This window comes from Geobacillus sp. DSP4a, from assembly GCF_013096875.1.
Lineage (GTDB): Bacteria > Bacillota > Bacilli > Bacillales > Anoxybacillaceae > Geobacillus > Geobacillus thermophilus.
In genome coordinates this window covers 1-8,719 of sequence record NZ_SDLD01000070.1, presented here as the reverse complement: position 1 = coordinate 8,719, position 8,719 = coordinate 1, and the positions used below count along the sequence as shown (strand labels likewise).

The 8,719-nt window shown below is 52.6% G+C and carries 8 protein-coding genes; all 8 read left to right on the top strand.

Going from position 1 to position 8,719, the window contains the following annotated elements:
- Window positions 1-250: DUF3368 domain-containing protein (locus ETC02_RS17850; RefSeq protein ID WP_253264173.1), on the top strand; the 250-nt coding region annotated here is incomplete at its 5' end.
- Between the two features lie 138 nt (window positions 251-388).
- Window positions 389-1,840: a PTS mannitol transporter subunit IIBC gene (locus tag ETC02_RS15675; RefSeq protein WP_050367363.1), complete on the top strand. Its 1,452-nt coding sequence runs from the start codon at window positions 389-391 to the stop codon at window positions 1,838-1,840.
- A gap of 41 nt (window positions 1,841-1,881) precedes the next feature.
- The gene (locus tag ETC02_RS15670; RefSeq protein WP_050367362.1) at window positions 1,882-2,109 is read left to right on the top strand and encodes a hypothetical protein; all 228 of its coding nucleotides are present in this window, start codon (window positions 1,882-1,884) and stop codon (window positions 2,107-2,109) included.
- A gap of 6 nt (window positions 2,110-2,115) precedes the next feature.
- Entirely contained in the window at window positions 2,116-4,206 is a 2,091-nt protein-coding gene (locus ETC02_RS15665; RefSeq protein WP_171698403.1) for a BglG family transcription antiterminator, read from the top strand.
- A 5-nt stretch (window positions 4,207-4,211) separates the two neighbouring features.
- A complete protein-coding gene (locus ETC02_RS15660) occupies window positions 4,212-4,655 on the top strand; it encodes a PTS mannitol transporter subunit IIA (RefSeq protein WP_171698402.1) in 444 nt (147 codons plus the stop codon).
- On the top strand, window positions 4,655-5,815 hold the full coding sequence (locus ETC02_RS15655) for a mannitol-1-phosphate 5-dehydrogenase (protein ID WP_171698401.1): 1,161 nt from the start codon (window positions 4,655-4,657) through the stop codon (window positions 5,813-5,815). Before ETC02_RS15660 ends, ETC02_RS15655 begins: the two co-directional genes overlap by 1 nt.
- Window positions 5,816-6,323: 508 nt before the next feature.
- Entirely contained in the window at window positions 6,324-7,172 is an 849-nt protein-coding gene (locus ETC02_RS15650; RefSeq protein WP_171698400.1) for an Rpn family recombination-promoting nuclease/putative transposase, read from the top strand.
- A 373-nt stretch (window positions 7,173-7,545) separates the two neighbouring features.
- On the top strand, window positions 7,546-8,586 hold the full coding sequence (locus ETC02_RS15645) for a Bug family tripartite tricarboxylate transporter substrate binding protein (protein ID WP_047819316.1): 1,041 nt from the start codon (window positions 7,546-7,548) through the stop codon (window positions 8,584-8,586).
- The last annotated feature ends 133 nt before the right edge of the window (window positions 8,587-8,719 follow it).

Below are 8,719 nucleotides of genomic sequence, written 5' to 3'. Positions count from 1 at the left end.
TCAATACAAACCGAATCGGGAAATCTTTCATCATATCACCTACTTGATGAAGAATCGTCAACGTCGTTTTCCCTTATCGTATCAACGGTTTGCGACCATTGTAAAGATGTTTTGTCACGGATTCAGGGGAAAGAAAAACAGGAAAATAGCGGAAGTCAAGCCGCTGTTAGACAATCTGCTTGACAATGGATTTTATCTCTTCCAACGTCTCTATCGAGAGGCGTTGTCGTTGGCAGAAGAAACGCCGTAACCCCGCCCGCCGCGCGGGGTTTTCTTTTTTAACCCCTGTCAACAACCCCCTTGACAAAATCGCGTTTACTTCTCATTGAAGGCCGGTTGTAAGCGTTTTAAGATAAAGGTACAGTCAAGCAAAAGGAGGAGCGACGTTATGACGCATACAACCGGAAACGAAACAGGCTTCCGCGTGAAGATTCAGCGGTTTGGCAGTTATTTGAGCGGCATGATTATGCCGAATATCGGGGCGTTTATCGCCTGGGGGCTGATTACCGCCCTATTTATCCCGACGGGCTGGTGGCCGAACGAGACGTTTGCGAAGCTCGTCGGGCCAATGATTACGTATTTGTTGCCGCTGTTGATTGGCTATACGGGCGGCAAAATGGTGTATGACGTCCGCGGCGGCGTTGTTGGGGCGACGGCGACGATGGGGGTCATCGTCGGTTCGGACATTCCGATGTTTTTAGGCGCGATGATCATGGGGCCGCTTGGCGGTTATGTGATCAAAAAGGTAGACGGGCTCTTCCAAGGAAAAGTGAAACAAGGGTTTGAGATGCTCGTCAACAACTTTTCGGCCGGGATCGTCGGCGGCGTGTTGACGCTGCTCGCCTTTAAAGGAGTCGGCCCGGTCATTTCTGTGATCAGTAAAACGTTAGCGGCAGGAGTGGAAAAAATCATTGACTGGCATTTGTTGCCGCTGGCGAACTTGTTCATCGAGCCAGGGAAAGTGCTGTTCTTGAACAATGCGATCAACCACGGCATTTTAAGCCCGCTTGGCGTCGAACAAGCGGCGAAAACCGGAAAATCGATTTTGTTCTTGCTGGAAACGAACCCTGGTCCAGGGTTGGGGATTTTGCTGGCGTATTGGCTGTTTGGCAAGGGGATGGCGAAACAGTCGGCACCAGGGGCTGTGATTATCCACTTCTTAGGCGGGATTCATGAAATTTACTTCCCATACATTCTCATGCGTCCGGTCTTGATTTTAGCGGCGATGGCAGGCGGCGTGAGCGGGGTGTTCACGTTTACCATCCTCAACGCCGGGCTTGTGGCCGTGCCGTCGCCGGGAAGCATTTTCGCCTTGCTGGCGATGACGCCAAAAGGGAATTACTTTGGCGTGCTAGCCGGCGTGTTCGTCGCCGCAGCGGTATCGTTCCTCGTCGCGTCGGTGTTCTTGAAATCGGCGAAACAAAAGGAAGGGGAAGAAGATTTAGCGAAAGCGGCGGAAAAAATGCAACAGTTAAAAGGGAAACAAAGCCAAGTGGCGGCCGCGTTGCAGCAACAAGAGGAAGTGGCAACGGCGGTGGCGGAACAGGCCGTCCCTGCACGGGTCAAAAGAATTGTCTTTGCGTGTGACGCCGGAATGGGCTCGAGCGCGATGGGAGCGTCGATTTTGCGCAACAAAGTACAAAAGGCCGGGCTCGATATCGAAGTGACGAATACAGCGATCAACCAGCTTCCGGCCGACGCCGACATCGTCGTCACCCATCAAAATTTAACCGACCGGGCGAAGGCAAAATTGCCGAACGCCTACCACGTATCGGTCGAAAACTTCTTAAACAGCCCGAAGTACGATGAGTTGATTGAACAATTGAAAAAGAACGCGTAAATCGGCATGAAACGCAGGGGAAATGGCGTTCCCCCTGCGTTTTGTTTTACGGCAGCCTGCTGTTTCGAGTCGGTTTTCCGGCCAGCAGGGTTGGTTTTGGCGCCGAAAAAGGAATCATGAATGTGAAATTAAAAACTGTCAACAATAACAATGACGAAAATGAAACATCTCTTCATTGTCAAATCAAGAAAAAAGCCCTTACAATAAGAGATGAAGAACCGATTGGCCAATTTAAACCTGTCAACAATACGACCGAAGATGGGAGGTGAACGGCGATGTACGTATCGGCACGGGAGCGGAAGCTGCTTGAGCGTTTGTTGGCAAGCGACCGTGATTTGACCGTCGGCGAACTGGCCGAGGAGCTGAACGTCAGCGCCCGTACGGTTCACCGCGATTTGCAAGGGCTCGAATCGGTGTTGCGTCGTTACGGGCTGGAGTTGGTGAAAAAGGCAGGAGTCGGCGTTCGGCTCATCGGAAGGGAAGAAAACAAACAGGCGCTGACCACAGAGCTGCTCCGCCTTTCCCATCATGAATATACACCGGAAGAACGGCAGCTCATGATTTTAATCGCGCTGTTGGAAGCGGCCGAGCCGGTGAAACTTGTCTCCTTGGCAAATGACTTGAATGTGACGGTGGCGACCGTCAGCCTTGATTTGGACAAATTGGAACAAACAGTCGGAGCGTACGGGCTTTCGCTCATCCGCAAGCGCGGGTACGGGGTGGAACTGGCTGGTTCGGAATCGGCGAAGCGGCGCCTGATCAGCGATTTGTTGTTCCGCCATGTTGATGAACACGAATTTTTGGCATTGATGAAAGAGACGATCCAAAGGCGCGCTGACGAACCGCTTGATACGATGGCAGAAAAACTGCTCGGGTTCGTCGACCGGAAAAAGCTCGCCATCATCGAGCGGCAAATCGAGCAAGTGAAAGAAACGTTCCCGTTTACGATGGCCGATAGCTCGTACATCGCCTTTGTCGTTCACCTGGCGCTTGCGATCGAGCGCATCCAGCGGGGAGACGCGATCCATTTTGACCCGCATGATTTACAGGCGCTGCAAGCGACGAACGAATACGAAATCGCCCGTGCGCTCGCCGAATCGCTAGAAAAGGTCTTTGGCGTTGGCATCCCCAACGAAGAGATCGGCTATATGACGATGCACTTAATGGGGGCGAAATGGCGCAGCCGCCAAGGGACGATGATGGAGGAAACAAGCTTGGCGGTTGGCATGAAAGCGCAGCAACTCATCCGCTTTGTCAGCCGCGAACTTGGCGTCGATTTGTCCGCCGACCGCACGCTGTATGAAGATTTGGTCGTCCACTTGAAGCCAGCCCTGTACCGCTTGGAGCACGGGATGGGGGTATCCAATCCGCTGCTTGAGCAAATTAAGCGGGACTATGCGGAGCTGTTCGCCATTGTCGCAGAAGGGGCAAAGCAACTGTTTGGCAACGTCCCGATGCCTGAGGAGGAGATCGGCTATTTAGTGCTCCATTTTGCCTCCGCGCTCATGCGAGAGAGAAAAGGGTGGCGGGTGCTCGTCATTTGTTCGAGCGGGCTTGGGACGGCGAAAATTTTAGCGACGAGGCTGAAAAAAGAGATTCCGGACATCGTTTCGCTGGAACAAGCGTCCGTGTTTGAATGGAAAGAGAAAGATGCAAGTGCGTATGATCTTGTCGTCTCGACCGTGCCGCTGGCCGATGAAGACGGCCCATATTTCACCGTCAGCCCGATGTTGACGGAAGAGGAAGCGCGGGCAATCCGTGAATTTTTAGAGCGAAAATCAGCCGCTGAAAAGCGGATGAGGAAAGAGTCAATCGCACAGAGAAACAGGCCAGCGCTCGAGGCGATGAAGGCGGTCCGGCGCATCAGCGAGACGATCGTCCACCTGTTGGACGGTTTTTCCCTCGAGGTGGTCAAGGGGCGCTCTGTTCATGAACTATTGGCGGACGCGTGCCGCCGTCTTGAACGAAGTGGCGTCATCGTCGATGCCGATGTCGTCATCGAGGAGCTGCGGCGCCGCGAGTCGCTTGGCGGGCTTGGCGTCCCTGGCACGACGCTGGCGCTTTACCACGCTCGAAGCTTCGCGGTTCTTCGCCCATCGCTTACGATGTACCGACTTGATGCGCCGCAAACGGTGCCCGGCATGGACGGGGAGCCGATGGAGATCAACACGGTTGTGTTGCTGCTTGGGCCATCAGATGCCGATAAGGAGATGCTCGCTGTATTAAGCGAGGTCAGCTCCTTGCTCGTGAAAGATGAGCAAAGCCTTGCCGTTTTGGCGCATGGCGGCGAGGAAGAAGTGTATTCACTTGTCAGCGCCCATTTGGAGCAATTTTTTGATCATTACTGGACATCAATGAAGGAGTGAAAAGGATGGTAGCCCATTCGATTTTAAACAAAGAAAACATTGTGCTAAATGCCCAACCCAAAACAAAAGAAGAGGCGATCCGCCTTGCTGGCAAAGTGCTCGTCAAGCAGGGGTATGTCGATCCGGCGTATGTGGATGCGATGCTTGAGCGGGAAGAACTGACAACCACCTACATCGGCAACAGCGTCGCCATTCCGCACGGAACGGAAGCAGCCAAAGCGCTCGTGAAACAGTCCGGCATTTCGATCGTGCAAGTCCCGGGCGGCGTCGATTTTGGCGGCGGCAATACGGCTCTGATCGTGATCGGCATTGCCGGCAAAGACGGGGAGCATTTGGATATTCTGTCAAAACTGGCGCTCGTCTGTGCGGAAGCGGACAATGTCGAAGCGATGGCGAACGCCAAAACAGAAGAAGACATTCTTGCGCTGCTCCATGAGGTGAACGGCTGATGCAGGCGGTTCATTTTGGCGCTGGCAACATCGGCCGCGGCTTTATCGGCAGCTTGCTGGCAGCGTCGGGATATAAGGTCGTTTTTGTCGATGTCAACGAACAAATCGTCCGCCTGCTCAAGGAGCGGGGGGAGTATCGCGTCATTGTCGCCGGCGAGCAGCGAGAAGAACAATGGGTGCGCGGCGTCTCGGCGTTGAACAGCCAAACAGAGCGGGAGCAAGTCATCGCGGCGATCGCCGCCGCTGATTTGGTCACGACCGCCGTCGGCCCGCACATTTTGCCGGCCATCGCCCCCCTTGTTGCCGATGGGCTCAAGCAGCGGCTGGGCGTTCAGCAAACTCCCCTTCATGTCATCGCGTGCGAAAACATGATTGGCGGTACGGAGACGTTGAAGCAGTACGTATTTGCCCATCTTTCTGAAGCGGAACAACAGTTGGCGGGCGAATCGGTTGGCTTTCTCAACTGTGCGGTTGACCGCATCGTGCCGAACCAAACGAACGATGATCCGCTGGCGGTGACGGTCGAGCCGTTTTTCGAATGGGCGATTGAAACGCGCAACGTCATCGGTGCGGTTCCGCCGATTCAAGGAGCGCATTTTGTCGCTGACTTAGGGCCGTATATTGAACGAAAGTTATTTACTGTCAATACCGGCCATGCCCTTGCCGCCTACTTAGGCTACCTAAAGGGATGCGAAACCGTGCAAGAGGCGATGAAAGACAGCGCCATTCGGGCGGGCGTCGAACAGGCGCTCAGCGAATCCGGAGCGGTGTTGGTGAAAAAGCACGGTTGGAAGGCAGATGAGCACCGCGCGTATATCGAGACGACGATCGGGCGCTTCATGAATCCGGCGCTGTCCGACGACATCATCCGTGTCGCCCGCTCGCCGATCCGCAAACTTGGGCCGAACGACCGCCTCGTCGCGCCAGCCGTGCAATATTGCGCCTTATTCGGCAACGCCCCGCAAGGCTTGGCTAAAGGAATCGCCGCCCTCCTGCGATTCGATGATGCCCGCGATGCGGAAGCCGCTGCCCTTCAACAAACAATCGCCCAGCACGGGATCGAAGGCGCGCTTCGGCAATATGCAGGCCTTGAGAGTGGGCACCCGCTTGTGGCGGCGGTGAAGGACGAGTACGGAAGAATGGAGAAAAACAAAAACTGACCGCCTTTCAAATGTCGTCGACCTCCAATCGTGCAAAAACCCCGGGGGATCGACGACAATATTTTTTTGCGTCAAAATCCTACAACCAACACGGCTCAACAGTATTGACAGAATTTTTGAAACGTGATATTCTGAAAACAGTCAAAAGGGGAAAAGCTTGATTTTATGCGAATGGTTTGGGGTTTTTATCGTACCTATGAGGGATTGAAACTTCGAATGGACCGAGCGCCGGGCTTCCCCAGGCTCCGTTTTTATCGTACCTATGAGGGATTGAAACTAGACATCCATAGAAACAGACGTACGACGCGGAACAGTTTTTATCGTACCTATGAGGGATTGAAACTTCAACGTCGTTGTAAGCTGTCTGTCAATGTATGCGTTTTTATCGTACCTGCGTGGGACTAAAGCACTATACAGTACAGCACAACTTTTTCTGTTCCCCATGCAGGATTTTCCCCCCCTGTTTGCGAATGGATAGAATCGAACACGTTCAAAGAGGGGTGATCGAATGGCCATTGACCATGACCGATTGTTCAAAGAGCTGATTCAAACGTTCTTCGAAGAGTTTCTTCTCCTCTTTTTCCCCGACATCCACGAGCATATCGATTTCCGCCATTTGTCCTTCCTGTCCGAAGAACTGTTTACCGATGTCACCGCAGGTGAAAAATACCGCGTCGATCTATTGGTCGAGACGAAACTGAAAGGAGAAGATGGGCTGATCATCGTTCATGTGGAGAATCAAAGCTATGTGCAACCATCGTTTCCAGAGCGCATGTTTGTCTATTTCAGCCGTCTGTTTGAAAAATACCGCACCCGCATCGTTCCGATCGCTGTCTTCAGCTATGAGGCCCTTCGCGAGGAACCGTCCGTGTTCTCAATCGAGTTTCCCTTTGGCGACGTGCTGCAGTTTCGCTTTTTCCCGGTGGAGCTGCGCAAGAAACATTGGCGGGACTACATCCGGCATGACAATCCGATCGCGGCTGCCCTTCTTAGCAAAATGGGGTATACTGAAAGTGAGAAAATCGAGTTAAAAAAAGAGTTTTTGCGCATGTTGGTACGATTGGAGCTGGATGAAGCGAGGCAGCGGCTCTTGTTGGGCTTTTTTGAAACATATGTGAAGCTGTCGGAGGAGGAAGAGCAACAACTACAAAGAGAGGTGAGGGCGATGGAAACGAAAGAAAAAGAGCAAGTGTTGGAGCTGATCATTTCCTATGAGCAAAAGGGAAGGAAACAGGGGATAAAACAAGGAATGAAACAGCTGATCCGCAACATGGCGCGCAAAGGAATGAAGGCGGAAGACATTGCCCGGTTGGTGGATCTTCCAGAGCAAGATGTTCGGGAATTGCTTGAAGAGTAGGGGAATCCAATACAAAAGGCGGCCATCTAACGAGGACAGTTGGCGGCGACAAAAGAGGTAGAGGAAATCACTGATTCGTAAGTGATCGATTGTAAAAAAACGAATGATCGTCCTGCCACATGAAAGATGAGGAACGAACGTCAGAAAGTATGCACTGTACCAACGTTTTATGCACCGTCGGCCTTGAAAGGCAGGCGGCCTTTTTTTGTTATGGGGCTCCGGCGTTCCGCTAGGTGCTTGATATCAGGTCTGATTATACCTCCATGAACAAAATGCACAAAATTCATTTTATTTTCAAAAACTTCACGTTCACCCTGGGGCATGGTAAGGTTGAGTTTGAAAACGTTATCAAAAACAAGGGGGCAAGGGAGAAATGAAGAAAACGAAATGGTGGGGATTGCTCGCCGCAGGGATGATGACACTGGCTTTGGCGGCCTGTGGGGGCAATGAATCGGCGGGGTCGAAATCGTCCGGTTCAAACTCTGGCTCATCGGCCTCAAACTATCCGACGAAGCCGATTACGATTGTTGCTCCGTCTGGGGCGGGCGGCGGTTGGGATTTAACGGCCCGCGCGGTCACGAAAGTGTTGGATGAGACAGGGCTTGTCAAACAAACGATGACGGTCGAAAACAAACCGGGCGGCGGCGGGGCAGTCTTTATGGCCGAATACGCTACCCAGGATGTGAAAAACGATTATAAGCTGTTTGTCAATTCACCGCCGATTATCATCAATAACTTGAAAAAAGAAGGGAACAGCCCGTTCGGCTACAAAGACACAACCCCGCTCGCCCAGTTGACAAAAGACTTTGGCGCGATTGTGGTTAAAGCCGATTCAAAGTTTCAAACGTTGACCGACTTGCTGAACGCCATTAAACAAAATCCGAAATCCGTCACCATTGCCGGAGGGTCGGCGCCAGGGTCGATGGACCACTTAGTGGCGATTTTGCCGATCTATAAGTCGGGCATCGATCCAAAATCAGTCAAGTATGTTTCGTACGATGGCGGCGGAGAAGCGATGGCGGCGCTGCTTGGCGGCAATGCGGATGTGATTGCGACGGATGCGTCTTCGGTTGGGGAATATTTGAAGGCCGGCAAAGTGCGGGTGCTGGCGGTTTCCGCTCCTGAACGCCTCGGCGGAGTGCTGAAAGACGTGCCGACGATGAAAGAGCTTGGCGTTGATGCCGAGTTTACGATTTGGCGCGGCGTGTTCGGGCCGAAGGAAATGTCTTCGGAAGCAAAAGCGTTTTGGGAAGAGACATTGAAAAAACTGTCTGAGCATGAAAAATGGAAAGAAGAGCTGCAAAAACAAGGTTGGGAAGCAGAGTACCGCAATTCGGAAGAGTTTACGAAATTTTTGCAAGAGCAAGAGCAGCAAGTCGGCGACCTGCTGAAGTCGCTTGGGATGCATAAATAACTCGAGGGGGCTGACCCAAAAGTCCGCCAAAAAGCGGACTTTTGGAGTCAGCCCTCTCTGGTTTTTGTATATTTTACCAAACGGAACAAAATTCCGACTCTGTTCTCCCCCTCATTTACGCCACCAAGGACAA

Excerpts from the sequence above, each read along its gene's own strand:
- ETC02_RS15675 (WP_050367363.1), top strand. The coding sequence starts at position 389 with ATGACGCATACAACCGGAAACGAAACAGGCTTCCGCGTGAAGATTCAG.
- ETC02_RS15645 (WP_047819316.1), top strand. The coding sequence starts at position 7,546 with ATGAAGAAAACGAAATGGTGGGGATTGCTCGCCGCAGGGATGATGACA.
- ETC02_RS15665 (WP_171698403.1), top strand. The coding sequence starts at position 2,116 with ATGTACGTATCGGCACGGGAGCGGAAGCTGCTTGAGCGTTTGTTGGCA.
- ETC02_RS15660 (WP_171698402.1), top strand. The coding sequence starts at position 4,212 with ATGGTAGCCCATTCGATTTTAAACAAAGAAAACATTGTGCTAAATGCC.
- ETC02_RS15650 (WP_171698400.1), top strand. The coding sequence starts at position 6,324 with ATGGCCATTGACCATGACCGATTGTTCAAAGAGCTGATTCAAACGTTC.
- ETC02_RS15655 (WP_171698401.1), top strand. The coding sequence starts at position 4,655 with ATGCAGGCGGTTCATTTTGGCGCTGGCAACATCGGCCGCGGCTTTATC.